This window comes from Bacillus cereus group sp. MYBK30-2 (genome assembly GCF_051915945.1).
In the GTDB taxonomy this organism is placed as follows: Bacteria; Bacillota; Bacilli; order Bacillales; family Bacillaceae_G; genus Bacillus_A; species Bacillus_A paramycoides.
The window spans coordinates 234,055-260,609 of record NZ_JBQAFR010000002.1; the positions used below are offsets into that span (position 1 = coordinate 234,055).

Below are 26,555 nucleotides of genomic sequence, written 5' to 3' on the forward strand. Positions count from 1 at the left end.
TCCCCCCCCATATCTCTTTCATTGTATGAAGGTTCTGATATCATGTAAAATAAACAATATTAATGAAATCCATCAAAAAAATTGATACCTTTTTCGGAGGGATTATAAATGGACATAAAAGATTTATCTGTTTTTTACGAAGTAGCGAAAGAAGGTAATATATCTCACGCTGCTAAAAACTTAAGCTATGTACAATCAGGTGTAACGATGCGCATAAAACAACTAGAAAGCGAATTAGGCGTACCATTATTTTATCGAAATGGCAAAGGCGTTATTTTAACTTCTAACGGGGAAATTTTATTAACATACGCAAAACAAATCATCCACTTAATGGATCAATCCATTAAAGCTGTCCAAAGTAACGGAACCGAGCCAAAAGGCACGTTAAAAATCGGATGTACAGAATCTACAACGGCCGTTCACATCCCTTCTATATTAACAACTTATTATGAAAAGTTTCCAGAAGTCGAATTCATTTTAGAAACACATACGACAGACCAATTAACTCAGCTCGTTTTAGAGCGAAAACTGGACGGGGCTCTTATCGCTGGAAATATTCAGCATACTGAACTTCATACAATTTTATTTCACGAGGAAGAATTAGTTCTCATTAGCAAGAACCCTTTATCTTCCCTTAAAGAGCTAGGCGAAATGAATTTACTCGCTTTTAGTCAAGGGTGTTATTACAGAAAACTATTAGAAAACTGGCTTCAAGAAGAAGGGATTTCACCTAAAAGAATACTAGAGTTTGGAACAATTGAAGCAATAATTGCCTGTGTAAAATCAGGTATGGGTACAGCTATTATGACGAAATCCATTATTCAAAATTACGAACATGATTTATCTTTAAATATATTACCAAATAACTTTAACAAGGTTCCTACTACCTTTATTACGCGAAAAGATATTTTTCACTCAGCTGCATTACAAAAATTTATGGAGATGATCAACAATGCGCGAAAAAAATACGTGGTATGAAACGAAGAACAAAAACTCTTATAAAAAGAATTGAAGACTCTACTAAAGCGTTTCCGTCCGCTTTCTATAACAGTGAATACTGGCATATGCCTTTACCAGTCTCACAAACTTTTATCGATTCTAATTTCTTGTTAATGCTTTTTCTGTCATTTTACTCACCGTCCATTTTATTTATATAATAGGAAGTGTTGTCTTCTGTAAGACGACACTTCCTTAAATACTTAAAAATTACATAATAAATTGTTCATTGCCTCTTCAAGTAATACGTTCGGTTTTAATACCTCGTTTTCCGTACGCCATCCTATAAATCCATCTGGCCTTATTACTACCGCTCCTCCATTTTCTATCCCATATAAATTTCTAAAATTATTACTTTGATCGATGAAATCACCAGTTAAACCAACCTGATACACTTTTATCTTTACTCCTAATCGAGATGAAACAACATTTGTAGCTTCAGTCCAAGCACTAGGCTCCGCTCCAGTAAGTAACACAAAGTTGCTACCGAATAGATCAAGTATAGAAACTTTCTTCCCTTCATACATCCCAAAAAAGTGTGGCGCACGTGTTCCCGGGCATCCATTCAAATCTACTATATCCATTCTATGCAGAGTATTACATTCGTCTATAATCGCCTTTGAACAATACTGATACCCAGCAGTAACAGCTAAACTATCCATATTACTCAAATTACTTTCATCTCTGCCCGCAGCACGAAATAATATACTACTCGCATGGTCCGTCGTTAATTTCGCAACAGGATATCTCTCTTCATGATACGTTGCTAACAATTTTGGGTTTGCTTTCCCTTTTAAAACAGCCGCTAATTTCCAAGCTAAATTATGCGCATCTTGTATTCCTGTATTTGAACCGAATCCTCCTGTTGGCGGCATAATATGTGCCGAGTCACCAACTAAAAAGATGCGATTGTCCTGAAATTTTACTGCTGTACTTTCACTCGCTTCCCACGGCAAAACACTTAATATTTCCGGCTTAATATCCATACTTCCAATTGCAGTTTGAATAATTTGTTTACAGCGTTCTATAGAGAAATCCTCTGGTCGTTCTCCTTTTACTGGATCATAAGCTACATGATAAATCCATTTATTTACGTTATCGACCGGAATAAGCGCACCAATTACTTCTGGATGTAGTATCATCGTAAAACCGAATGCGTCTCCTTTAATAAACTCACTCAAATCCGCTTCAAAATATATGTTCATATAATAACCACCGATTGTACCACGGCCCTTGGTTAAAATACCTAACTGTTCACGAATTTTACTTTTCGCCCCATCTGCTGCGATTACATAATCACATTGTATGATACTCTCTTTTTCTGTTTTTCGATCTCGAATAGTTGCTATTACTCCGTTTTCATTTTGTTCAAAAGAAACTAGTTCATGATAAAAAGATAGTTCTCCGCCTAATTTTTTCGCGTACTGTAACATCATCTCTTCTAAAGTAACTTGATAACAAGCAGTTTGTTTTGAGGGGCTAATCTCTTCCACTTTACGAACTAATTTTTCATTATTTTCAAACTGAATTGCCCTTATATGTTCCAACTCTTCATTATTTACTTCAGCTATCGTTTGAACCGCGATTCTCCCGTGACAATTCTCTAATGCTTTACCAGCTAATCTAATGCTTTTTTCTAGACCTAATTCTCGAAATAATTCCATTGTGCGAAATGTGATTCCACCCGCTTTCGGATGAATCGCAGTAGAAGGATGCCTTTCAATAAGCACATAATCAATGTTATGTTTTGCAAGAAATAATGCAGACGATAATCCTGATAATCCCCCTCCAACAATTAAAACTGGTACATGTTTCGATTTCATACATTTTCCCTCCACATATATTCTTCTGAGCTCAGTGACATAAATATAATCAAAAAAACAACAAAAATATAGACTTATATTTCATTTTGAATTATCATATAGATAGATTACGCCCCAAATTACTTTTATCCTTTAATACATATACAATTATAAAAATTGTATATGTATTAAAGGATAAAACAGAAGAACCTACTTTACGTCGAACTATTTTCTGACGTAGACATCGGAAATAATAAAAACATTATAAACGGTCGTAACCCTATAGGTCATATAGGGTTACGACCGTTTAATTGTTTCAGCAATACCTTCTCCTTTATAATTTTCACCGTCTATAGAAGACGCATTACTAGATCATTTTCTATTCTTTAAAACTTCATCCATTGTGGTATGTAAACCTTCTATTCCCTTTTCTATCCCCTATAATTTTCAACACATAAAATTTGATTCGTCTCGATTTTCTTTCTCAATATTGCATCGAATACATCAATCATGTAGCATTACCGTATCGATGTAATGGTTCATCATCTTAAACCTTTCGACTCATTATTGGAGGTAAAGTGATTTAAATGAATAAACAAGAACAATTAAATGTTATTAAAGAAGATTTTATTGATTGTCAAAAAGTATTAGTGGCAATTGGTGATGAAACACGTCAAGCTATTTTGTTAGTTTTAATGGAAACGGAATGTCAAACAGGATTACGTGTAGGAGAAATCACTAAACAAACACACCTTTCTCGACCAGCAGTATCACATCACCTTAAGATTTTACGAGAAGCCGGTATTATTTTAATGCGAAAAGAAGGTACAAAAAACTTTTATTATATTGATATACGTACAAAATTAGGTTTATTAAAAAATCTTGTATTAGATATTGAGAAGCTATTGCAAAACTTTTATTGAAAAAAGATACGGTATTCGGAGGTATAAGAAATGAAAGCAATGATAATTGATAAGTACGGAAAAGTCCCAATGCGTATGACAGAGATGCCCACTCCTGAAATAAATGAGTATGAGGTGCTCGCAGAAATTCATGCAGCTAGTATTAACCCAATTGATTTTAAAATACGCGATGGAAAAGTGAAGATGTTACTTAAGTATAAAATGCCTCTAACCCTCGGTAATGACTTTTCCGGTGTCATCGTAAAGGTTGGAGCAAAAGTGAATCATTTTAAAGTTGGTGATGAAATATATGCACGGCCAAGAAAAGATAAAATCGGTACTTTTGCGGAATATATAGCCATTCATGAGAATGATATAGCCTTAAAACCAAAAAATTTAAGTTTTGAAGAAGCTGCTTCGATTCCACTCGTTGGATTAACATCATACCAGGCCTTACATGACATCATTCAATTACAAAAAGGACAAAAAATTTTAATTCACGCTGGATCGGGTGGTGTTGGCACTTTTGCTATTCAGTTAGCAAAAATAATGGGTGCCCATGTTACAACAACTGCTAGTGAGGCTGGTGAGAATTTAGTAAAGTCTCTTGGTGCAGATGAAATTATTAATTACAAAACAGAAAAATTTGAAGATATACTAAAAAATTATGATGCGGTATTTGATACAATCGGAGGAACAACACTTGAAAAATCATTCGATATTATAAAGAGCGGAGGTAAAATTGTTTCCGTTTCAGGAATGCCGAATGCTCGATTCGGTAAAGAATTTGGTTCAGGATTTTTTAAAACACTCTTATTTTCATTAGCAAGCAATAAACTTACTTCACTCGAAAAAAAGCATAATGCTCAGTATTCATTTTTATTTATGAAGCCAAGTGGGGATCAATTACGTATAATTGCAAACTATATTGAATCTGGAAAAATCAAACCTGTAATCGATCGAGTTTTTCCTTTTGAAGATGCTCAAAAAGCAATGGAATATTCGGAGTCTGGAAGAGCAAAAGGAAAAATAATTATAAAAATCAAATAATAATTAAACAAAGCAAGTTTACTATGTAGTTATCTAAATAACGAATAGTAACAGAAACTCCATTTTGATCAATCTTTTGGAAAAATGGAGTTTTTGTATTTGCTGTTAAATAGACACAATGCAATGAAGTCCTTACAATAGATTTCAAGGGGAAATATCATATTATACTTTTCGTTAACTTTACAAAGAATACATAAGTACAAATACATAATTAAAAAATAAAAAAAAGGAGGAGATAAGATGACTAAAAATAATGAAGCTGGTTGGAATTTAGAAACTAGTTATGCTACATTACCACAATCATTTTATACAGAAATACCCCCAACTCCTGTGAGCTCACCGGAGTTAGTTAAACTAAACAATTCATTAACAATATCTCTTGGTTTTAATCCTGAGGAACTAAAAAAGGAAGCTGAAATTGCCATTCTCGCTGGTAATGCAATTCCAGAAGGAGCTCATCCACTAGCTCAAGCGTATGCTGGACACCAATTTGGCCATTTCAACATGTTAGGAGATGGTCGTGCTCTTTTAATCGGCGAACAAATTACTCCTTCAGGCGAACGTTTTGATATTCAGTTGAAAGGTTCTGGCCCTACTCCATATTCACGCCGTGGTGATGGCCGTGCTGCGCTCGGTCCTATGCTACGTGAGTATATTATTAGTGAAGCGATGTACGCACTTGATATTCCAACTACTCGCAGTTTAGCAGTAGTCTCAACTGGCGAACTAATCTATCGTGAAACAAAGTTACCTGGGGCGATTTTAACTAGGGTTGCAAGCAGTCATATACGTGTTGGAACATTCCAATACGCAGCAGCTCGCGGCTCAATCGAAGATCTCAAAGCTTTAGCTGATTATACGATAAAAAGACATTATCCAGAAGTTGAATCTCATGAAAATCCATACGTTTCATTATTACAAGAAGTTATTAAAAAACAAGCAAGCCTTATCGCAAAATGGCAGCTCGTCGGCTTCATTCACGGCGTAATGAACACTGACAATATAACGATTAGCGGTGAAACGATTGATTATGGTCCTTGTGCATTTATGGACAGTTATGACCAAGGAACAGTCTTTAGCTCTATTGACACACAAGGCCGCTATGCATATGGAAATCAACCATATATGGCTGCCTGGGATCTCGCTCGTTTAGCTGAATCTTTAATACCGGTATTACACGAAGATGAAGAAGATGCACTAAAAATTGCACAAGATGAAATTTCAAAATTTAGCGCGCAGTACGAAAACAATTGGTTCCTCGGCATGAAGAAGAAATTAGGACTATTTAGCAACGAAGAACAAGATCAACCACTTATTGAGAAACTTTTAAAAACGATGGAAAAACATAAAGCAGATTATACAAACACATTCCGTTCATTAACTGACAACACATTAGAAAGTGCACCTTTATTTGAAAGCCCTGAATTTAAAGAATGGTACGAGCTATGGCAATCTCGATTAGAAAGACAAAAAGAATCGAAAGATGATGCATACAAGTTGATGAAAAATAACAACCCAGTAATCATCCCTCGAAACCACCGAGTAGAAGAAGCACTAGAAGCAGCCGTTAAAGATGGAGACTATAGCGTAATGGAGAAACTTCTTCAAGCTTTATCAAATCCTTATGAATATTCTCCAGAACACGTGGATTACTGCACGCCTCCAGCGCCGACAAATCGCCCTTATAGGACTTTTTGTGGGACGTGATTGTAATTAAGAACACTGTTTCTAATTATATCAACTGTTAATAACAAACTTAAAAGGTGTTTTCAATATTGAAAACACCTTTTAAGTTAACTTATTTAATGTCCACCTTTAAATCAAAATTTTTCATTCTATATTTATCCACGTTCTGCTACTAAAAAATCTGGTCTTGCAGGTGCAGGCGTATCTCCATGAGCAGCATATTGTTTTGCGTCAAACTTTAATATTGAAAAATTTTCATGTGCCGCTTGTTTGGATTCAGCTAAGACACCTCCAATACTCAAAGATACAACACCAGCAACTGCTAATCCCATAATAGTTAATCCAATTTTTTTCATTATTTCAACGCTCCTTTGTCAAATATTCTTTTTCTTATTTCATAAGCCTTATAAAAATACTTTTCAGCCTGTTCTATATTGCCTTCTTTATGAAACTCTATTGCCAGCTTTTCAGCATATTCACAAATATATTCGGTTAAATTTTCTCTTTCAAAGTAAGAAAAACTTTCAAGCATAATATTTTCTATGTTTTCTGCTTTCAAACACTGACAAAATTCCTTTAGAATTAAAAAATGATATCTATATTCATCATTTTTTAATTCTTTGCAAACTCTCAACCCAATTTCAATTAACTCTTTTGCCTTTTCTATTTCTCCTAATTTATAATATTCTCCTGCCTCTATAAAAATAGCCTTATAATGATTTGGCATTTTTTTAGAAACCTCTGATAAGTGCCTAATAGCTAAAACTGAAAGGTTTTGACTCGCATACAATAATCCCAAATTATGTCTTGTTCTTAAAACTAGCGTTTCAGCATCATTTTTTTGCAATGTATTTAATGCTGAAACAATATACTCCTCCGCCCTTTCATGCTGTTTTAATTCTGAAAAAGATAAACCCAAAACATTTTCACATAGTGCTACATTCATTTCGTGCCCTGCATGTTTTGCAAAGATATCCTTTGCTTTCGAAGCATATTCAATAGCTGAATATGCTTGATATACTTGATATTTTAATGAAGAAACTCTGTAATTAAACTCTGCTTGTTCAATTTCATCTGGAATATGCTTTAGTAATCCTTCCGCCTTTTCAAAATAGTTACTGGCTTCACTATAATTTGTGAGAATTGTAGAATGTATGGCTTTAAACGAATAATAATAATACTCCAAAAATTCATTCTTCGGTTTAGGAAACGAATCTACTTTATCAAAAGAATTTTTTGAAATACCTATACCATCAATTAGCACTTTATATCGAAAATCTAAAAGATAATAGTGAAACGAAACATTTATATCTCCTTCGATAATATGACGCTTTTTATCAATCTCTTCCTTTAATTTTTTCGCTTCACTTACGCGTTGGGCTCTGATGTCTTGGTACCAATCATTCAGCATCTTGGTAATTAATTCATTACCCGTGATTTGTATATTCATTGAATCCCCTCTCCTTCTTTTTTAATTATTCTAAAAATAACACGATTCAATTATTTATATCCATATTTATATATATTTCTCAACAATTGATTAAAATTCAGCTTCTGAATTTATTTTTTGTCCACATTACAATCCTCTCTTATAACCTCTGAATATGAGTGTCCTTAAAATCCGTCTCATACTTCAATCCATACCCAAGCATTCGATCCATCCCAATATGTGCTATCCATATTAAACCGACCATTAAAATTGAATCCATCTTAAAATAGATCCCTATTAAAACAAGTAATATGGATATGATATATGTGTGAAATAGATTATAAATTTGTGCACCGACACGATTGTTTATCGTGTATGCTATCATTGCTAAATCAGGCGCCAAAAGTAATACGATAAATAATAACCAACTAAATCCACATAATGCATATATATAAATCGCAGCTAATAAAACGACCAATCCTTCAAGATGTATAATTCGTTTCTCCAAATTTCATCATCCCTTATCTTTTAGCTTAAAAACTTTATTTGGATTCAAAATATTTTGCGGATCAAGGGCTTTCTTTATTTTCTCCATTACCAATAATGCCGCCCCATGTTCTTCTTCTTGATACTTTAGTTTTCCTATCCCAACGCCATGCTCTCCCGTACACGTTCCACCACGTTTAAGAGCATACAGTACGATACTTTCGTTTATTTCGTCCGCCTTTTTCACTTCATCTTTATCGTTTGGATCAACCATTAAGAGCACGTGAAAATTCCCGTCTCCCACATGGCCAAGAATACCACCAACAAGACTAACTTTATCTAATGTCTCTTTCGCATGTTGTATTGCGCCAGCTAATTCAGAAATTGGTAAACAAACATCCGTACTCATTAGCTTTTTACCAGGATAACTATGAACGTAAGAGTATGCTAAATTATGTCTTGCATCCCATAATTTATTTCTCGCCGCTGTTTCAGTTTCAAAAGCAACTTCTCTACATTTATGATCAAAAACAATTTCTTTCGTAAATTCAATATCTTGTTTTAGCCCTGCTTCATTGCCATGAAACTCTATAAATAGCGTTGGTTCTTCTCTATAGTTTGTTTCGCTGTAATGGTTTACTTGTTTCATAGATAATTCATCAACAAGCTCGATTCTCGCAATTGGAATGCCAGCTTGCAATATATTTATAACAGCTTCTACTGCATCATTTATAGATGGAAACGACGCTCTCGCAGCCATAACATGTTCTGGTATACCGTATACTTTTAATGTTAACTCTGTAAAGCATCCAAGCGTACCTTCTGACCCTACAAAAATACCATTTAAATGATAACCTGATGATGACTTCGCCGCTAAATTGCCAGTATGTATCACTTGCCCATCGGCAAGAACTACTTCTAAATCACGAACTTGATCACGCATAACACCATATTTCACTGCTGTCGTTCCGCTCGCATTCGTAGCAGCCATTCCTCCTAATGTTGCATCTGCTCCAGGATCCACACTAAAAAACAGACCATACTTTTTCAATTCTTTATTAAGCTGAGAACGAGTCACTCCCGGTTGTACTTTCACAAGAAAATCTTTCTCTCTTATTTCAAGTATTTTGTTCATTAATGAAAAATCAACCGTAATCCCCTTTTCATAAGGAATTATATGCCCCTCTAAACTGGAGCCTACTCCAAATGGAACGACAGCCTTTCCATGCTGACTCGCTACTTTCATTATCTCTCTAACCTCTTCGGTCGTTTTTGGAAACACAACTACATCAGGTAAACTACTAGTATGGTAAGATTCATCTTTACTATGTAACTCTCTTACTGTCGTATTAACAACTACTCGATCTTCTGGAAGTACATCCTTTAATTCATTTACTAAATGTTCAATTGTTATTTCCATAACGAGCTCCCCTTTTATATTATTTACTTCACAATAATTATACCATTTTTATACAAAATAATCAGAATAGTAAGTTTACGTTACTTGTACATAAAAAAGAACTTGCAGCACACGCTACAAGTTCTTTTTTAACTACATTTTAAATGACTTCTTTATTAAAAGCATAAACCAAATTAATGTGAATGCCATCATCGAATGAGAGAATCCTACAATATAAGTTAATCCTTTAAAGTCCGCTCCATTTAGCTGAAGAAGTCCTCTCGCTGCCAGCGAACCTAACATTAAAGTTAATGCGATGTTATGTAAAACAAACCATTTATTAAATCCTTTCACTTCATGAAACGCGAATACTTTAGCTAATCCTAAAGCAATTAAAAAGAAGAAAAAGCCAAGCACAAGCGTGTGTGTGTGCAAAAGATTTAATAGTGTAGATCCTAAAATCCCTTTATATTTTCCATACTCTCTAGCGAATATTCCCGATAGTAAACCTATAATTAAATAAGTAAACGATGCATTATATAATTTCTTCATTATATACCTCCTTAAGTAGAATGTGTAGTGTGTCATATTTAGTAATAATGATAGTTATATAGTAAAAACTCCTAGTTTCCTAGGAGTCATTGTATAAGCATCTCACTCTTTCCAGTTAATTTTAATTATAAAATATCCTTTTATACAAAACAATCGAACTTTATGTGAACAAGTAGAACTCAATTAAAATAACTTGCACTTTTGTTTTGCACAATCCATACTAATTGTTATAACTTTTAAAGGTGGTGCAATAGATTGATAGTTCGTGAAACTGAACGCCTCATTCTTCGCTGGTTCGATGTTAAAGATGCTCCATTTATTCTCGAGTTAGTAAACGATCCTGCATGGATTCAGTTTATCGGTGATAAAGGGGTTAGAAACTTAGAAGATGCTAAAAATTATATTTTAAACGGTCCAGTCGATATGTATAACAAAATTGGCTTTGGCCTTTACTTAGTAGAACGAAAAGAAGATCTCACTCCACTTGGTATGTGTGGCCTTATTAAAAGAGATTCACTAGAAGATGTTGATATCGGCTTTGCCTTTTTAGAAAAATTCCGCTCAAAAGGGTATGGCTATGAATCAGCTGCTGCGGTAATGGAATACGGGAAAAATGAGCTGGGGCTTAAACGAATTGTAGCGATTACTTCTATAGATAATGCTAATTCAGGAAAGCTTTTAGAAAAAGTAGGATTGCGATTTGAGAAAATTATTTCAGGATCTGGAGAAGATTTAAAATTATTTGGGTATAACACGTAATAAAAAGGTCGCCATGAATGGCGACCTTTTTACTATTTCACTTCTACCGTATAATTCCCTAATCCTCCACCATATTGATATACATGTAAATAATACTTCCCTGGATACGTATAGTAGCTGCCTACTAATTTATTCCCTTGCGGCTGAGCATACGTAACATAATTATTTAAATCCGCTTCTGAATAAAGAACCCAGTTTACTCCGATATTATTTTCCTTCGTTACATTAAAATTTCTACTATTACTTATCCCTCTTTTTCACTATTATGATTTTAGCTTTATAAACGTAACTTCCGGTAACGATTGCATATGTTGAATGAATGTATTCTTTTCTTCTGCTGATATATTTTTTAGTTGCATTCCTACTTTATAGATTACGCCCTCCTCTTGCTGTAAAACATCAACTTCATATGAAAGGATTGGAATACCTTTCACTTGTAACGTTTCTAATATTTGTTGAACTGCTTCGTGTTTATTCATACACATTTGCACCGCTATGTTTTGCGGAAATAAAAATTGCACCTTAAAAATACGACTTACAATCTCTAAACCAATTAAAACGAGAATCGTCGCTCCAATCCCTACTACATACATACCTGCTCCAATTGCTAATCCAATTCCTGCAGTTGCCCATAAACCAGCCGCTGTCGTTAATCCTTTCACTGCCTGCTTTTGAATAATAATTGTGCCTGCACCTAGAAACCCCACTCCACTAACAACTTGTGCTGCAATACGACTCGGATCAAGAGACATATGATCTTCAAACATAATATCTGAAAAAGCATATTTCGAAACAACCATTATTAAAGCACTTCCTACCGCTACTAAGAAATGCGTTTTTAACCCTGCCTCTTTTGAACGAATTTCTCTTTCAATACCAATCATTGCTCCTAACAAACCAGCAACACCTATTCGTATAATAAAATCAATATCTAAACTCACGAGCACTTCCCCCTTTTATTCATTATAGAGAGATAAAACAAAAATTATCACATGTATCTATCCATCGATATAAAAGCATTTTATTAAAATATATTTAATATTCCAGTGAATTTATGTTAATATTTTAAATATTAACATAAAATAAAAAACAACCTACTTTTCATACGAAAAACTTTAATTTTTAAAGCCAAACTAATTTTCATTTAAAAACGGAATGTGGATTGCATGAAATGAGGTTGAGAAAGTCAGACAACGCTTTCATTTCATGCCGCAATTTTTGTGAAATAAAGCATAAATAAAAGGAGCTTACTAACAATGAACGTCTCTTTAATTACACCTACTACTGATTTACAAGAAGAATACTTAGAGTTTTATAACGAATGGAAAGATAGCGGTGAAACGATGATTCCATGGGTTATTTCAAAAGACCCTTCTAACTTCCCAGCTATGATTCAAGAATTACTCGATGCACATAACGGAATAAATATTCCTGAAACTTGGGTACCAGATTCTACTTATTGGCTCGTGACAGATGAAAATAGAGTTGTAGGAGTTGTTAATATACGTCATAGTTTAACTGATCATCTATTTAACGCTGGTGGTCATATCGGTTATGGCATTCGCCCTTCTGAAAGAAAAAAAGGTTATGCTACGAAGTTACTAGAGTTGTCACTAGAAAAAACGAAAGAATTAGACATCACGAAAGTACTTGTCGTTTGCGACGAAGTGAATACTGCTTCAGAGAAAACGATTTTACATAACGACGGTCTCCGTGATGAAGATTTTACTGAAGAAGATGGAAATGTTGTAAGAAGATATTGGATTGAGCTATGAATAACTCATCAAAAAAGAAACCAGAAAGTGATTAAACACTTTCTGGTTTCTTTTATACTACTTCTATTTCAAACTGTACTGTAATACCACTCGGATCTACTACCGTAAATCCATTTGTAGTTTCATTTATTTCATGTTGTTTTTCTATTAATCTTTCTTTTACTTCATCTAACGCTTCTTTATGCGGTAATACAATCGTATACACTTTTAGTCCAGTCGCATGTGCTGGTGGGTGCGGGTTATTTACCCCATTCCACGTATTCGCACCAATATGATGATGATAACCACCTGCCGAAATAAATAAGCAATCATCTTCACGCTGTTGTACTTCAAAACCTACTGTTTCTACATAAAACTCATGTGACTTTTCTACATCAGCTATTCGTAAATGTACGTGTCCAACGACAGTATCAGCAGGTAATCCATCAAACTCATAATTAACGAGCTTTGCTAGTTCTTTTAAATCAAGTGGCGTACTTCCTCCTGGTCCCTCTCCCCATTGATCTCGAGGACGGTCTGCATAAATCTCAATACCATTTCCCTCTAAATCTTGTAAATAAAACGCCTCACTATACGTATGATCACTTGCGCTATTAAATCTTGAAATTGGCAAAATTTCATTTGAATATGTATAACGCCCTTCTTGTTCAGCTGGACTATCAATTACCTTTTTATTGCGAATAACACCAAATAGTGCCGAAGCAAAAGCTGCACGAGTCGGAACTAAAAAGGCAACGTGATATATACCCGTCGTACGCGGTTCTTGCAGCACTGCATCTTCCAACTGCTCAAGAACCAGTAACGTATTCTTACCACCTTTTCCTGCTAAATATGCTTTATTCCCCTCTTGCTTAATTACTTCTAACCCTACTACATTCTCATAAAAAGCAATTTGACGCTCTAAATCTTTTACTTTAAATTCGACATGACCAATACGTGTTTTCGGATGAATTTGTACCATGAATAACTTCCTCTCCAGTTCCCCTTTAGTTTTTTATATAAGTTGATAGGCAATAGCCGCATTCAACAAATACACCTTAATTTTGTTTTTTTGTAGCATCAACTTTTAGCCATTTTTTTGATATGTCACTTAATGTTCCATCTTGCTCTAATTCTTTTAACGCTTTATTTATATCTTCTAACTTTTCGCTCTTTTTTGCAAATGGAAATGCAATCTCTCCCCATTCAAGTGGACCAAATCCAACTTTCACATTATCTAGTTTCGCCTTTGTTATTGTTGTTTCCACTTGAACTTTATCATTATAATAAGCATCGACGCGTCCAAGTCCTACTTCATTCAATTCCGCTGTCGGATCCTCTGAGAACGTTTTAATCGTAAAAGCATTATTTTTATTTAATACTTTTAGTTCTTGCTCTCCAGCTGTACCAAGCCCAACACCTACTGTCTTTCCTTTTAGATCCTCTAGCGATTTAATTGTATTATTATCTTTCTTCACCGCAAAAACAGAACCTGAATACACATATGGGATCGAAAAGTCATATTTCTTTTTTCTTTCCGGAGAAACTGATAGTTCATTTGCAATCGTATCAATACGGCCTGAATCTAATAAACCAAATAATCCTTCAAAATCAGAAACATTCCATTCTACTTTATATCCAGCTTTTTTAGCAGCCGCTTCAATAATTTCAGCATCAAAACCTTTTACTTTCTCACCTTCTTTAAATATAAATGGGCTACGCCCCGCGGAAGTTCCAACTTTCACTACTTTTTCATTTGTTTTTTCACTTGCTGCATTGGAACCACATGCAGACAAAGCTCCAACTGATAGTGTTAATGCTATTGTTAGTAATAATGACGATTTTCTCATAACTCTTCCTCCTAAATAACGAAATGATTGCCTTCTTCAGATGCATTTAATTGCCGTAAAAACTTTTTCGTCCGTTCATTTTGTGGGTTTTGGAAAATCTCTTCTGGCGTTCCCTGCTCTACGATAATTCCATCAGCCATAAAAATAACGCGATCAGCCACCTCTTTTGCAAAATTCATTTCATGTGTAACAATAACCATCGTTATATGCTGTCTTGCCAAGTCCTTAATAACTTGCAATACCTCATTAACTAATTCTGGATCAAGCGCTGAAGTCGGTTCATCAAACAATAATACAGCTGGATTTAAAGCCATTGCCCTAGCAATCCCTACTCTTTGCTGCTGCCCACCTGATAACATTGTTGGATAAAAACCTTCTTTATCAGCTAAGCCTACTTGTTTTAATATTTCTCTCGCTATTCCCTTTGCCTCTTCTTCACTTTTTTTCTGTACAACCGTTAATGGCGTTGTAATATTTTGCAATGCTGTTTTATTTTTAAATAAATTATAGTTTTGAAAAACCATAGCTGTTTTTTGACGTAATTGTATTATTTCTTTTTTATAAAGTTTCTTCGTATGAATCTCTAAATCTTCAATTCTAATACTGCCATCATCCGGTTGTTCTAATAAATTTAAACATCTCAGTAGTGTCGATTTCCCTGAACCAGAAGGTCCTATAATTACTACCACTTCCCCTTTTTTCACAGTAAGTGAAATTCCCTTTAACACTTCATTATGTTTGTAGGACTTATACAAATCACTTATCTCAATCACATATTTCACCTCATTTTTGCTATAAATACGGCGCATCAAGTTTCTTTTCTAACTTTTTCTGCCCCCAGCTAATTACGATTGTAATAATCCAATACACAATCGCTACCGCTAAATAACTTTCCATATAACGATACGATTGCGCCGCTAGCATTTTCGCTTGCGCTAAAATTTCAGCCACCCCAAGTGCAAAAGATAACGAAGATTCTTTTAACAATCCAACAAAATTATTTCCAAGTGACGGCACTGCTACACGAATAGCCTGCGGAAAGATAATTTGTCGCATCGCTTGTGCTTTTGTCATCCCTACTGATAAACAAGCATCCATTTGTCCTGATTCTACAGCATTTAATGAACCTCGAATTATCTCTGACAAATAAGCAGCATTATTCAAACTGAGACCAATTAAAGTTGCTTGCATAGCTGTAAGTACTGTAAAAGTCGGGAATATTTGTGGCAATCCGAAATACAACACAAACAATTGAACTAATAACGGTGTTCCTCTAAAGAAAGAAATATACACCCTTGCAATTGGATATAAAAATTTTGTTTTATTTTTTGTAATGATCGCCAAGCCAATCCCTATAACGAAAGAAATAATCATTGAAACAACAGTAATCCCTAAAGTTATGTATACATACTTAAATAATTGCGGAAAACTTTCTAAAAAATACGTTACATCAAATTTCACTCTATCCCCCCTCTCTAAACAAAAAACTCTTCTTACACATATAAGAAGAGTTGAATGTTAATCCATTTCCCCCATCTTCCAAACGCATATTGCGTTTGCTGGAATTAGCACAGTACTTTTGTAGCCTGTTGCTGAGATTTCATCGGGCCAGTCCCTCCATCTCTCTTGATAAGAAAACTAATAAATTTTTCCATTTATTGAGTTGTTATTATGAAGAATACAGTTAAATTAAAATAATGTCAATAGGAAAACTAAGAATTAAATCCAGACTTTTTTCGTACATACAAACAATACGTCATCAAAATTACTATTCTTAATAAACTGTACACAAAAAACCGGCACTTCTAACAAACTTAGAAATACCGGCTTCAAATCTTATATTTTTATAGCTTATGATATTTATTTCATCTTATGTACTTCAGCAACTAACTTTCCACCTTGTATACCCATATAAAGCTTAACAGGAGCATCATTCGTGTTTTCAAATACTAAGTCTAAATATGGATATGCAATTGTAGCATCTCTTCCTTGTGGAACATAACCTACTGTTTTAGAATGTGTAGTTCTCTCTACCATTGTCAAACCAGCTTGATCTGCTGCATTGAATAAAGTAGATGATGTTTGACAAACGCCACCACCATAACCATCTACTAATTTACCATCTACAATTTCTTTTCCTAATTGATATCCTTTATCTGGCGTTGTATCACCGATTAATGCATTAAAAGAGAAACGGTCTCCCTTCGCTAAAACAACCCCATTTACGCTCGCCGCAGATAAACGAATATTTTCAATTCGGCCACCTGTTGAGCCACCTAAATTCGTTTCATATCTACCAACTACAGTACCACTACCTTGCGCATCACTTAGTGTTGCAGTAGGTTTTTTCTCCACAATTGGTAACTGATAAGAAGAATCCCACATACCTACATTTAATAATTTATCTACTAATTCTTTTTCCATTAATTCATACGAAGGCGTTCCTTCTTGCCAAGTTCCATCAGGCGCTATACGTGAAGGAACCATCTTTTTATCGACGCTCTTCCCTACCTCACTAGCAACCTTCGTTACCGATTTTTTGAATTTCGCTTCATCTTCAAAATAGCCTAAGCTTGATAAATCTATTTTTTTCACTTCAGTGCCAGTACGACCATCCACTAAGCTAATGCTATCCTGTACTTCTGCCTTAGCTTCTACAACGTTTCCGCCGATATCACTTACTAATGCCACATCACTCACTTTTGTACCACAACCGCTTACTACAGCTATGCATAGCACCCCTACTAATATACCCTTTACTTTACGTAACAATATACTCTCCCCTTTTTCCCAACATCATTTCTTATGTATTATTTCATTTTTATGTATGTTTTGTTACAATCATTTTACAATATATTTAGAAAATGTTACAAGTTATTTTCACTCTATATAAATTACTCTTTTCTTTCCAAAATGTCTATACATATCCACATAAAAAATTTAAGCTCGATAGAATTGTAACCTTTATGTAACCCTTATATCCAGTATATACCATTAACCAAATTAAATACAATTATAAAACCTCCATGTTCTTAATTTTCCATAAATAATGAACCACTGAAACATTTATAGGTATTTGCCGTGCCATTACTCCGCTTTCGCACATACATTATGATGAATTTACCCCACTTTAAAGAAACGGAGGAGTTTATATGTATCCCTACAACCCATATGATCCATATAACCAATATGAATATCAACCTCAATACGATTTACAAGCACAATATATAGATCAAACAGAGCAAGTTAATCCATATGATCCAAATAGACAATTTCAACTTCCAATCTCTTTTCCTGGCACTGGAAACCGTCAACTAGGACGACGAGTAAATGAGCTTGAACAAAGAGTACGTCAACTAGAAAACACAGTTGAGCGACATACTCGTAGACTAAACCGCTTAAATCAGCGTTTACGTACAGTAGAAAACAGACTTAACATTCCATTTTCAGCATTAGAAGACGGCTTTTAATTTCGAAAATAAAAAATATATAAGGAAGGGACTCTCCCTTCCTTATATAAATTGACGAAAGTTTTTTCCATCTCTATACTGATAAGAGTTAACGAAATGAAACAAGGTGATAAATATGGATTTTGAAATAAATTTCCTTTCCTTTTATGTTGTACAAGTGGAAGGAAAAGGAGAAGCAGTTGATAAACGCTATAAGCATTTTCAAACATTAGATGCGGAAGAGTATGAAGATAGCTCTTTGAAAGAATTTTTGAATGGTGAATTATTAAAAATATCGAAACGAAAAGTAGAACGTCATGCAAAAACAGAACAAGCTCCAACAAAGATCGGTCGCTTTATTGTAGAAGAAGGACATGAATTAGATTCAAACCCTCACTACAACCTTTTTAATCGTATTCGTTTTGCAGAAACGAAAGAAAACTTCAAAGATATGAGCGAACCTCTCGTTTATACATATCTAGACACAAGCGCTGTACGTGGTGGTGTATTTTTAATCGCTCAAGCAAAACTACGCAAATATTTTGATGATCCATTCGTATTCGTTATGAAATGTGACTTCGAACCAAAAGTCGCTTCAATTTCTGATGAATCTACACTTATTCGTAACGTTGAAATGGCTATTACAACAAAGAATATGAAATCTATCCAATACCCATACATGCCTGAAGAAGGTATTGTCGAAGTAGGCGAACTAAAAATACACCAAGCATCACACGCCCGCTACTTTGAAGACTTCTTAAAATTCGTCGAGTACGAACGCTCTATGCCTGAAATTATGAAAACACAAGTAATGGACATGGTATACGACCAAATTGAAGATGTATTTGAAGAAGGTACAGAAGAACGCGAACAATTCGACCAAGCGATGGAAGTATGGGCTGCCAGTCCAAAACGTGAAATTATGGAACAATTTTCAACAGAAGAAGTAATGGAAGCTACTGCTCAGATCGTCGAGCACGCCCCTGAAGTGGAATTAAAGCTAAAAGCAGATCATATCTCTGTGAACGCGTTGCTTGCTGATTTCGGAGACCTGATTCATATCGCGAAGGTAAATGACAGATATGTACTCATGATTGAAGCAGACACACTTACGTTTGAAAAAGGTTTCTCTCCGATTGAGTTTCTGAAGCCTGATGAGTTGCAAGACGTGATTGAGCGGATTGAGAGAAAGCAGCAGTTTGGGTATGATCCGAGTGGGATTGAATAGAACTCTGAACGATCAACTGGCTTAAAAAATAAATACTAAAAAACTCCTATTTCTTTAAATGGAATAGGAGTTTTTACATTATTCATTAATACATTTCCCTTGTTAAAAAAAATGTTTAACCTCAACTTCTTTAATACCTTCGATTTTCCTTTACCGACTGAAATTATCTTCCTGCACCTTCCCCATCTCAGCCAAATACTTCAACTGCCTTTCCGCCTTTCTCACTGCTGTACGAAAATGATTTTGAAGAAGTACTACTACACTTTCACTTATATAATACCTTTCCGTTATACTTTCCCACGTGTCACTACTTTCAAATGTACTCCATACAAAAGGTCGCTCTGTATTTTTCCTCATTTCTTTAAATACCCATTTCCGCATCTTTTTTTTCGCTTTTTCTGTTAATTGACCGTTCTTTACTAATACAAGCTCACCATGCCTTTTGTACCGCTTATTAATATCCTTTTCACTATATACTTTAAGAAATATATTCGCTGTATTCTCAGCATCCGCTAAAGCACGATGTTGCCTACCTTCCCAAGTTAAGCCGAGCTGCTCTACTGCAAATTGCAAACTTGGCGTTTGTTCAAACAATTCTTCATACGCCTGGAAAACAAACTTTTGCAAATCAAACCTGCTTTCTCTTTCTATACAGGGACATTCCACTCCATGAAAATTACAATCTTGAGATAGAAAACGATAATCTTCTTTTCCCCATGAAATGAATGTATACTCATCCCCAACAAACTGAATAAATTTTTCTATAATTTGTGGGAACCTCCCCACTCCTACTAAATCCTGCTTTGTAATTCCAGTTAATTTTGTTGTATGACGAGTTAACTGGGCACTCGGTTTCACTAATTCTGAAAATTCACCAATTATCTTCATTGTACTTGCTTCTATTTTTACGGCTCCGATATCGACTATTTCTAACGGATCTTCTGATCTATATGGCCTAAAATTCCTTTCAATATCGAACACAATAAAATGTGTAGCGTTTTTCAATTTGTATACCTCTTTCTAGTTCCTTTTGGTGCCAAAGTTTAATTAGGACTTTGGCATCTTTTTCTAGCCTTTAGAAGTTTCACTTTATTTTCAGTATCTATTTATACATGCACTTTATACATGAAATACCCTTGATTAAAAAATGAAAATTCAGTTTTATTTTTACATGTAAATAGGAGGACACTCTCTCATTCAATAAAAACGCAAAAAAAAAGAAGGGCAAGCCCTTCTTTTTTTCATAATTACTTCTTGTTTACGTTAGTAGCTTGTGGTCCACGGTTACCTTGTTCTACTTCGAAAGTAACTTCTTGACCTTCTTCTAAAGTTTTGAAGCCGTCGCCTTGGATAGCTGAGAAATGAACGAATACGTCTTCTCCGCCTTCAACTTCGATGAAACCGAAACCTTTTTCTGAGTTAAACCATTTTACTTTACCGTTTTGCATGAAAAAAATCCTCCTACAATGTACCTATATGTACATATTCATTTTCAACCACTTTACAATAATACGTCAGACATTAAAAAACTGCAACCCCCCGAAGGAGATTTAACATTGCTATCCTCCTCGGAAGTTACAGCTCATTTAAATCTCTATATTATTAAAAGTAAAATGGTTTAAAGTAACTATATCATATCAATATAATAAAAGTAAAGTTTTTTTTAAGCTATACAACTTTTTTCTTCCACTGCATCGCTTTTGATTCACCTGACCCAGCTACAACATAGCCTTCTTTTTCATTAACAATGCGCCAACCATGCCCTTTAACCGAATCACATACTGTAACAATTCCTTCATCAAGAAGCACACGGCAAACTGTGCTAATTCCCGCCTTATTTTGCGTTGATGTTGTATATAACACATGTTGATCTACACTTAAGTCTAAATAGCTACTAGCTTTTTGCTCATTTTGACATGTATGCCAACATATTTTATCACTCTCAGCACTCTCATCTATTTTACAAAAAGAAATATTCCCGCTAATCCCCTTACAAGATCCACTTGCTGCTACTAAATAGGAATTGTGTATAATCAACGCAGAAATCATCTGATTTGTCGCTATTTTAATCCTTTTTAATTTACGTGTCTCTAAATTAAAAAGCCAAACACCACCATATTTAGCATGTATTTTTGTACCGATAAATAAGTAATGTTTATATAAAAATAATGAACGAATAGATGGTGCATTACTACCGTAATCAAGAAATGGATGAATAGTTTCCCAGGTGGAACCAAAATTTCTAGAATGGTACAGTGTTTTATCTCCATGAGCAATTACCGTTCCATTCTCATTACTACATACATTCCAGCTTGTTGCTTTCGTCGGGAAGCGCTGGACCGTCCACGTTTCTCCACCATTCGTACTACGAATAAAAACTCCTTCGTCTCCTACTCCGTAAACTACATTACCTTCGCTATGTAAATCTCGAATTCGTTTTTGAAACTCATTTAAAATCTGTTTCCATTCTCCATCTTGTTCAATGAATAAGCCATTATATGTAGTAGCTAACAAAAGTTTTCCATCCCTTAACTTTGTAATAGCCGTTGCACTTAACATTGTTTCCACGTTGACACTCCCATTCTTAGAACTTCTCTGCAAAAGCAATTGCAAAATTACTACATTTTTCAACGTCCTCTTCGTCTTCCGGAGCCAATTCAATTTTCAATCCTTCTTGTACAAGTTCTGCCCCGCATCCTACAAGACGTTCTTCAAAAATCGTTACAGCTTCACAAAATAGTTCGTACGCCGTATCACCTGATCCAAATACAGCTACTTTTTTACCCGATAAATCTATATTTTCTAACTCATCATGGAAGTCTTCCGCTTCAAATGGTAATTCACCATCGCCCCACGTATAAGATCCTAAAATAATTCCATCATAAGCTAACAATTCTTCAGCATCCATACCTTCCATCTCTTGCAATACTACTTCGTGATCAAAGGCATCTAAACTTACTTTAATTAAATCAGCTATACTCTCTGTATTTCCTGACATACTTGCATACGCTATTAAAATTTTCGCCACTTTGGCATCCCCCTCTTACAATAAATGATTCTTATTCTCATTATATTAATAATGAGAATCAATTTCAATTATTATTTTTCATCCGATTTATATCCTTTTCGTTTATGTTAAAAGAAATAGTATATCTGACTATTACCTTTTCATTTTGAGTATTAACATTCATATTCATCTATTGCCAAATCTGGTCTCTCAACTTATTGTATATACATCCTTTCACATTTAATATGTTGCATATATAATGTGAAAGGCCCTTTACACATTTCATTATTTTCAGGTAACAAACAATTTCGATCTTACAAAAAGAGGAGTCTTTATAATGAAAAAATTTTTTATTAGACTTTTAAAAATATCATCCCTTTTGACAGCACTATTATTAACAGTAGGTGCCATTATTCTATTCGGCACTTCATACGGCCATAATTTACGTGTCATCGCAGCGGAAAGTATTTTAACGTCTCAACATCCGCAATACGCAAAAATCACACTACTGTCTGATAATGAGTTAAATGATATTTCTCAATCCATTTCAAATCCAAAATGGAAAAATAGCGATTTTGCTAATATTAAACTTTCAAAACAAGAATTAGAGCGAAAGAAAAATTTACCACTAACTGTTTCGATTGAAACAGTTAAGAAAAAATATAGCGACCATTTTTTCGAAGGTAAATTAATGACTATTAGTAATCCATTAAATGTAAAACTCGTTACACAACAAGGTTCACAGGGAAAAGACGTTGGAGAAAAGATATATGTCATGGCAAAGCGAAATCATGCACTTGCTGCTGTAAATGCTAGTGGTTTTTGGGATGAAACGGGACATGGTGGTGGTAAAACAGGCATCGGTATTGTTATTGAAAACGGGAAAGTTATAAACACACCGAAAGACATTAATACCCCTACTCTCGTAAGTGGACTTACAAAATACGGACAAATGGTTTCAGGAGAGTTTTCTGCTAATCAACTGTTAAATAAAAATGTCGTTTCCGCTGCTGGCTTTATGCCTCAACTAATTGTAAATGGCGAAAAAATGATTACAAATGATGGCGGATGGGGCTATGGTCCCCGAAGTATTATGGCTCAGAAAAAAGATGGATCAATTATGTTTTTCATTATTGACGGAAGACAACCTCATAGTATCGGAGCTTCTTTAAGAGACTGCCAAGATATTCTTTATGAAAAAGGGGCCGTAAATGCAATGGCAATGGACGGAGGCTCGTCAGCGACATTGTACGCAATGGGAGATATTTTAAACATCCCTTCAACCTTATCTCATAAATCACGCTATTTACCAGACGCCTGGGTTGTTACCGCGAACCCTAAGCAACAAGTTCATGTAACAATAGACGGCAACCCAGCAAGCTCTCAAAAGATTTCCGAAATGACAGGATCTACTGCTGTAGCTATCAATAAATAAAAAAGAACGGATGACTATACAATCATCCGTTCTTTTTTATTACTTTTTAAAAATACCAAATGGCTTTCCAACTGGTAATACAACTTTTCCGAAGTGTGTATTTAACACTGCTGCTGCTGAACCATAGAAAGATAATAATGAAATACATAGTTCAGAATACGCTGCTAAATTATGCATTGCATGCGGCATAACACCTAATGTACTTAATGAAAGACCGATAAATAAGAAATCAATAAGGACGAAAATCATAAATAATACTTTATGTGTTTCCATTGCACCAATTGTCATAAAGATTGTAAAAATCAAGTATCCGATAAAGGCTACACCAAGCTGTTTTGAATCTGCAGCTTGTGCTAATTTTTCGCCAAATACTCCAAGTTGAATTAACCAAGTCATTCCAACGCCTAACCAAAATAGGCCGTACGCACCAAATGCTGTTGTACCGAACGTATTGTTATGCTTTGCATCGTGAATGCATGCAAATATTTGTGCAAATCCCCCTAAAAAGATTGCCCATGGTAATACAAGTGAAACGCCATCTGTTAAGCCTAACTTTTGAGATGATGCTACAAGTGTTACCATCGCTAATCCAAATAGACCAATTCCAGATGGATCTGCTGTTGTCATTTTCACATGATGTGTAGTAGTTTGATTGCTCATATAAACCTCCTGATTATAAACATACTCGAATACAATACTTAAATCAGAAGGCTATGTCAATGGTTTTTTTTGTATGTTGTCAGACCTTATATTCCATAATAATCGAATACACTTTTAGCCACCTCATAAGGTTTTACATTTATATGTAGCAACTCTTTTATCGGCATCCATACAGGAATATAACTCCCTCTATCTTTCAGCTCGAACTCCTCGCCTTTACCACTTCCGAACACTCCACCAGTAACATAGGCATCATAATAATACTCGGTACATTTATACTCCACCTTTGCGATAAGGTTTTTCACATATATATGTATCCCTAATTCTTCGTAAACCTCCCGTTTCGTTGCTTCTTCAGGTGTTTCTCCATCTTCAATTCCCCCACCTGGAAAAACATAATACAACTCATCTTCTCGAACACGTTTTATAAGAGCGATTTTACCATCCTGAATTATTATAGCTGCACCGCGATTTCTTCTCATATTATTACCTTAATACCAATTGCAACGGTTCCCCACTCTTTCTCTTGTTCTTTCGTATATATTTTGTATGTACTTTCCAACCTTTCCTCTATACTAACGTTTTCACGATCAAATAATTTTCCATCAATTTGTTCATACATTTCTTTAAAGCTCTCGTATCGCTTTATCTCCGTTACCTTTACAGCAATTATTTCCGCCGTCACAAGATTAGTAAATACAATTTCATCACCTTGTTTTATTTGTTGACGCTTTTTATCATACAATCTAACTTCAAATACTTTTTTGCCAGAACAAATAGATTGAAAAGGTTCATTATATAGTCCCATTTGATGTCTCATATTTTTTCCTCCTTATAATTTAGTTTAACATACAGCCTGTATTGTACGAGAACTTGTATATTTTTTCTCATGCAAGAATATCCACCTTCCTTCCCACTTGCATATACTGTTCCATATCCGTTACTGTCGTTGTAAATCGGTTCATAAAAGGCACACAATCATCTCATTTCATTTATAGTAAAAAGTGCTCTATACTATAAAATATAGACAAACTATACAATGTACGTTGTCCAACAAAATTCCGCACATACGAGAGGAGTTTATAAAACTATGCGCTACGTTATCATAACAGGAACTTCACAAGGTTTAGGGGAGGCAATCGCCGCGCAATTGTTAGAAGAAAACACAACAATCATCTCTATTTCTAGAAGAGCGAATAAAGAGCTTACAAAACTCGCAAAGCAAAAAAACAGCCATTGTATTTTCCATTCCTTAGATCTTCAAGATGTACATAATTTAGAAACTTACTTTAACGAAATCTTTTCATCTATTAAAAAAGACACTGTCTCATCTATTCATTTAATTAATAATGCAGGCACAGTTGCACCAATGAAACCCATCGAAAAATCAGAAAGTGAACTTTTAATTACGAACGTACACATTAATTTAATTGCACCGATGATCCTTACTTCCACTTTCATGAAACATACGAAAAATTGGAAAGTAGAAAAACGTGTTATAAATATTTCATCTGGCGCAGGAAAAAATCCTTATTTCGGATGGGGAGCTTATTGCACAACGAAAGCCGGTGTCAATATGTTTACACAGTGCGTAGCTACTGAAGAAGCGGAAAGAGAATTCCCTGTAAAAATCGTCGCTTTTGCACCAGGTGTTGTTGATACAAATATGCAAAAACAAATTCGCGGGGCTAACAAAGAGGATTTCACAAACTTAGATCGATTCACCGCATTAAAAGCAGAAGGAAAGCTACTGTCACCTGAATATGTTGCGAAAGCTATTCGTAATTTACTAGAAACTGAGGACTTCCCGCAAGGCGAGATTATTCGAATTGATGAATAACGAGAGCTGTATTTTGTAAAATACACATACTCTTGACTAAACATTGGATTTGAAATCTCGTATCGACAACTACTAAGTAATTGTCGATACGGGATTTTTCATCAAAAGAAAACGGACAATTTTTCACCCTTTTGTTTCTCACTTCTTCAACTACTGCCCTTATCTATTCATTTTTAAGTAATATGCTTCCTTAAGTATTGACTTTAAATTTTCTGCTCTTTTTGAGATAAAAGCTGTCCAAAATCTCTCTCCAGTCTCAATAACACGAATT

Annotated in this window: 29 protein-coding genes, 2 pseudogenes and 1 riboswitch; of the genes and pseudogenes, 11 read left to right on the forward strand and 20 right to left on the reverse strand. The window is 34.8% G+C overall.

Annotated elements, in window-relative coordinates; all coding sequences use genetic code 11:
• The first annotated feature begins 108 nt into the window (after window positions 1-108).
• On the forward strand, window positions 109-978 hold the full coding sequence (locus ACTFQM_RS12755; protein WP_440034637.1) for a LysR family transcriptional regulator: 870 nt from the start codon (window positions 109-111) through the stop codon (window positions 976-978).
• Window positions 975-1,103: pseudogene (locus tag ACTFQM_RS12760) on the forward strand (DUF3916 domain-containing protein); the annotation flags it as partial. The gene ACTFQM_RS12755 and the pseudogene ACTFQM_RS12760, both read left to right, overlap by 4 nt.
• 96 nt (window positions 1,104-1,199) lie before the next feature.
• On the opposite strand, the gene ACTFQM_RS12765 reads toward ACTFQM_RS12760, so the two are convergent.
• Window positions 1,200-2,819 (reverse strand): FAD-dependent oxidoreductase, encoded by a 1,620-nt coding sequence (locus ACTFQM_RS12765; protein WP_440034639.1) that lies wholly within the window; start codon window positions 2,817-2,819, stop codon window positions 1,200-1,202.
• A 566-nt stretch (window positions 2,820-3,385) separates the two neighbouring features.
• On the opposite strand from ACTFQM_RS12765, the gene ACTFQM_RS12770 reads away from it, so the two are divergent.
• The 3 genes from ACTFQM_RS12770 to ACTFQM_RS12780 all read left to right on the forward strand — a co-directional run bounded on the left by ACTFQM_RS12770 (window position 3,386) and on the right by ACTFQM_RS12780 (window position 6,457).
• Window positions 3,386-3,721, forward strand: coding sequence for an ArsR/SmtB family transcription factor (locus ACTFQM_RS12770; protein ID WP_025148134.1), 336 nt, complete (start codon window positions 3,386-3,388; stop codon window positions 3,719-3,721).
• 30 nt (window positions 3,722-3,751) lie between these two features.
• Window positions 3,752-4,750 (forward strand): NADP-dependent oxidoreductase, encoded by a 999-nt coding sequence (locus ACTFQM_RS12775; protein ID WP_440034643.1) that lies wholly within the window; start codon window positions 3,752-3,754, stop codon window positions 4,748-4,750.
• 240 nt (window positions 4,751-4,990) lie between these two features.
• A complete protein-coding gene (locus tag ACTFQM_RS12780) occupies window positions 4,991-6,457 on the forward strand; it encodes a protein adenylyltransferase SelO (RefSeq protein WP_440034645.1) in 1,467 nt (488 codons plus the stop codon).
• Between the two features lie 134 nt (window positions 6,458-6,591).
• On the opposite strand, the gene ACTFQM_RS12785 is transcribed toward ACTFQM_RS12780, so the two are convergent.
• The 5 genes from ACTFQM_RS12785 to ACTFQM_RS12805 all read right to left on the reverse strand — a co-directional run bounded on the left by ACTFQM_RS12785 (window position 6,592) and on the right by ACTFQM_RS12805 (window position 10,302).
• On the reverse strand, window positions 6,592-6,792 hold the full coding sequence (locus tag ACTFQM_RS12785) for a hypothetical protein (protein ID WP_265622652.1): 201 nt from the start codon (window positions 6,790-6,792) through the stop codon (window positions 6,592-6,594).
• The gene (locus ACTFQM_RS12790) at window positions 6,792-7,886 is read right to left on the reverse strand and encodes a tetratricopeptide repeat protein (RefSeq protein ID WP_440034648.1); all 1,095 of its coding nucleotides are present in this window, start codon (window positions 7,884-7,886) and stop codon (window positions 6,792-6,794) included. The genes ACTFQM_RS12785 and ACTFQM_RS12790 overlap by 1 nt, the downstream gene beginning before the upstream one ends.
• A 139-nt stretch (window positions 7,887-8,025) precedes the next feature.
• On the reverse strand, window positions 8,026-8,373 hold the full coding sequence (locus ACTFQM_RS12795) for a DUF4260 domain-containing protein (RefSeq protein ID WP_440034650.1): 348 nt from the start codon (window positions 8,371-8,373) through the stop codon (window positions 8,026-8,028).
• 6 nt (window positions 8,374-8,379) lie between these two features.
• Window positions 8,380-9,771 carry an FAD-binding oxidoreductase gene (locus ACTFQM_RS12800; protein WP_242270516.1) on the reverse strand — a complete coding sequence of 464 codons (1,392 nt, stop codon included), beginning with the start codon at window positions 9,769-9,771 and terminating at the stop codon, window positions 8,380-8,382.
• A 132-nt stretch (window positions 9,772-9,903) separates the two neighbouring features.
• Window positions 9,904-10,302 (reverse strand): DUF2871 family protein, encoded by a 399-nt coding sequence (locus tag ACTFQM_RS12805; protein WP_025148126.1) that lies wholly within the window; start codon window positions 10,300-10,302, stop codon window positions 9,904-9,906.
• 255 nt (window positions 10,303-10,557) lie between these two features.
• Between ACTFQM_RS12805 and ACTFQM_RS12810 the strand changes: the two genes are divergently transcribed.
• Window positions 10,558-11,061, forward strand: a complete 504-nt coding sequence (locus ACTFQM_RS12810; RefSeq protein WP_440034653.1) for a GNAT family N-acetyltransferase — start codon at window positions 10,558-10,560, stop codon at window positions 11,059-11,061.
• 32 nt (window positions 11,062-11,093) lie between these two features.
• Here the strand turns inward: ACTFQM_RS12810 and ACTFQM_RS12815 are convergent.
• A pseudogene (locus ACTFQM_RS12815) lies at window positions 11,094-11,288 on the reverse strand (pre-peptidase C-terminal domain-containing protein); the annotation flags it as partial.
• Window positions 11,289-11,324: 36 nt separating this feature from the next.
• On the reverse strand, window positions 11,325-12,002 hold the full coding sequence (locus tag ACTFQM_RS12820; RefSeq protein WP_400559343.1) for an MgtC/SapB family protein: 678 nt from the start codon (window positions 12,000-12,002) through the stop codon (window positions 11,325-11,327).
• Window positions 12,003-12,317: 315 nt separating this feature from the next.
• On the opposite strand from ACTFQM_RS12820, the gene ACTFQM_RS12825 reads away from it, so the two are divergent.
• On the forward strand, window positions 12,318-12,836 hold the full coding sequence (locus ACTFQM_RS12825) for a GNAT family N-acetyltransferase (RefSeq protein ID WP_071718036.1): 519 nt from the start codon (window positions 12,318-12,320) through the stop codon (window positions 12,834-12,836).
• 52 nt (window positions 12,837-12,888) lie between these two features.
• On the opposite strand, the gene ACTFQM_RS12830 is transcribed toward ACTFQM_RS12825, so the two are convergent.
• The 5 genes from ACTFQM_RS12830 to ACTFQM_RS12850 all read right to left on the reverse strand — a co-directional run bounded on the left by ACTFQM_RS12830 (window position 12,889) and on the right by ACTFQM_RS12850 (window position 17,437).
• Window positions 12,889-13,797: a VOC family protein gene (locus tag ACTFQM_RS12830; protein WP_440034655.1), complete on the reverse strand. Its 909-nt coding sequence runs from the start codon at window positions 13,795-13,797 to the stop codon at window positions 12,889-12,891.
• Window positions 13,798-13,873: 76 nt separating this feature from the next.
• Window positions 13,874-14,665 carry an amino acid ABC transporter substrate-binding protein gene (locus ACTFQM_RS12835; RefSeq protein WP_440034657.1) on the reverse strand — a complete coding sequence of 264 codons (792 nt, stop codon included), beginning with the start codon at window positions 14,663-14,665 and terminating at the stop codon, window positions 13,874-13,876.
• Between the two features lie 11 nt (window positions 14,666-14,676).
• Window positions 14,677-15,438, reverse strand: coding sequence for an amino acid ABC transporter ATP-binding protein (locus tag ACTFQM_RS12840; protein WP_440034659.1), 762 nt, complete (start codon window positions 15,436-15,438; stop codon window positions 14,677-14,679).
• Window positions 15,439-15,457: 19 nt separating this feature from the next.
• Entirely contained in the window at window positions 15,458-16,126 is a 669-nt protein-coding gene (locus ACTFQM_RS12845; protein ID WP_242270531.1) for an amino acid ABC transporter permease, read from the reverse strand.
• Window positions 16,127-16,194: 68 nt separating this feature from the next.
• Window positions 16,195-16,301: riboswitch (SAM riboswitch) on the reverse strand.
• A gap of 224 nt (window positions 16,302-16,525) precedes the next feature.
• Window positions 16,526-17,437: a VanW family protein gene (locus ACTFQM_RS12850; RefSeq protein WP_440034662.1), complete on the reverse strand. Its 912-nt coding sequence runs from the start codon at window positions 17,435-17,437 to the stop codon at window positions 16,526-16,528.
• 380 nt (window positions 17,438-17,817) lie between these two features.
• On the opposite strand from ACTFQM_RS12850, the gene ACTFQM_RS12855 reads away from it, so the two are divergent.
• Entirely contained in the window at window positions 17,818-18,135 is a 318-nt protein-coding gene (locus tag ACTFQM_RS12855) for a hypothetical protein (RefSeq protein WP_440034663.1), read from the forward strand.
• Window positions 18,136-18,250: 115 nt separating this feature from the next.
• Window positions 18,251-19,342 carry a DUF3900 domain-containing protein gene (locus ACTFQM_RS12860; RefSeq protein ID WP_440034664.1) on the forward strand — a complete coding sequence of 364 codons (1,092 nt, stop codon included), beginning with the start codon at window positions 18,251-18,253 and terminating at the stop codon, window positions 19,340-19,342.
• Between the two features lie 150 nt (window positions 19,343-19,492).
• On the opposite strand, the gene ACTFQM_RS12865 is transcribed toward ACTFQM_RS12860, so the two are convergent.
• From ACTFQM_RS12865 to ACTFQM_RS12880, 4 genes are all read right to left on the reverse strand, one after another.
• Window positions 19,493-20,347 (reverse strand): exonuclease, encoded by an 855-nt coding sequence (locus ACTFQM_RS12865; RefSeq protein WP_440034666.1) that lies wholly within the window; start codon window positions 20,345-20,347, stop codon window positions 19,493-19,495.
• A gap of 242 nt (window positions 20,348-20,589) precedes the next feature.
• Window positions 20,590-20,790 carry a cold shock-like protein CspB gene (gene cspB / locus ACTFQM_RS12870; RefSeq protein WP_001179148.1) on the reverse strand — a complete coding sequence of 67 codons (201 nt, stop codon included), beginning with the start codon at window positions 20,788-20,790 and terminating at the stop codon, window positions 20,590-20,592.
• Between the two features lie 220 nt (window positions 20,791-21,010).
• Window positions 21,011-21,910: a WD40/YVTN/BNR-like repeat-containing protein gene (locus ACTFQM_RS12875; RefSeq protein ID WP_071718041.1), complete on the reverse strand. Its 900-nt coding sequence runs from the start codon at window positions 21,908-21,910 to the stop codon at window positions 21,011-21,013.
• A gap of 16 nt (window positions 21,911-21,926) precedes the next feature.
• Window positions 21,927-22,370, reverse strand: a complete 444-nt coding sequence (locus ACTFQM_RS12880; protein WP_048371306.1) for a flavodoxin — start codon at window positions 22,368-22,370, stop codon at window positions 21,927-21,929.
• A gap of 316 nt (window positions 22,371-22,686) precedes the next feature.
• Between ACTFQM_RS12880 and ACTFQM_RS12885 the strand changes: the two genes are divergently transcribed.
• Entirely contained in the window at window positions 22,687-23,784 is a 1,098-nt protein-coding gene (locus ACTFQM_RS12885; protein ID WP_440034669.1) for a phosphodiester glycosidase family protein, read from the forward strand.
• A 39-nt stretch (window positions 23,785-23,823) separates the two neighbouring features.
• Here the strand turns inward: ACTFQM_RS12885 and ACTFQM_RS12890 are convergent, their stop codons facing one another.
• The 3 genes from ACTFQM_RS12890 to ACTFQM_RS12900 form a co-directional block, all read right to left on the reverse strand.
• Window positions 23,824-24,444: an acetate uptake transporter gene (locus tag ACTFQM_RS12890; protein WP_000070936.1), complete on the reverse strand. Its 621-nt coding sequence runs from the start codon at window positions 24,442-24,444 to the stop codon at window positions 23,824-23,826.
• An 86-nt stretch (window positions 24,445-24,530) separates the two neighbouring features.
• A complete protein-coding gene (locus ACTFQM_RS12895) occupies window positions 24,531-24,926 on the reverse strand; it encodes an NUDIX hydrolase (protein WP_440034671.1) in 396 nt (131 codons plus the stop codon).
• On the reverse strand, window positions 24,923-25,264 hold the full coding sequence (locus tag ACTFQM_RS12900; protein ID WP_025148112.1) for an ASCH domain-containing protein: 342 nt from the start codon (window positions 25,262-25,264) through the stop codon (window positions 24,923-24,925). The genes ACTFQM_RS12895 and ACTFQM_RS12900 overlap by 4 nt, the downstream gene beginning before the upstream one ends.
• A gap of 270 nt (window positions 25,265-25,534) precedes the next feature.
• On the opposite strand from ACTFQM_RS12900, the gene ACTFQM_RS12905 reads away from it, so the two are divergent.
• Window positions 25,535-26,284, forward strand: coding sequence for a (S)-benzoin forming benzil reductase (locus ACTFQM_RS12905; RefSeq protein ID WP_440034672.1), 750 nt, complete (start codon window positions 25,535-25,537; stop codon window positions 26,282-26,284).
• Window positions 26,285-26,555 lie beyond the last annotated feature (271 nt).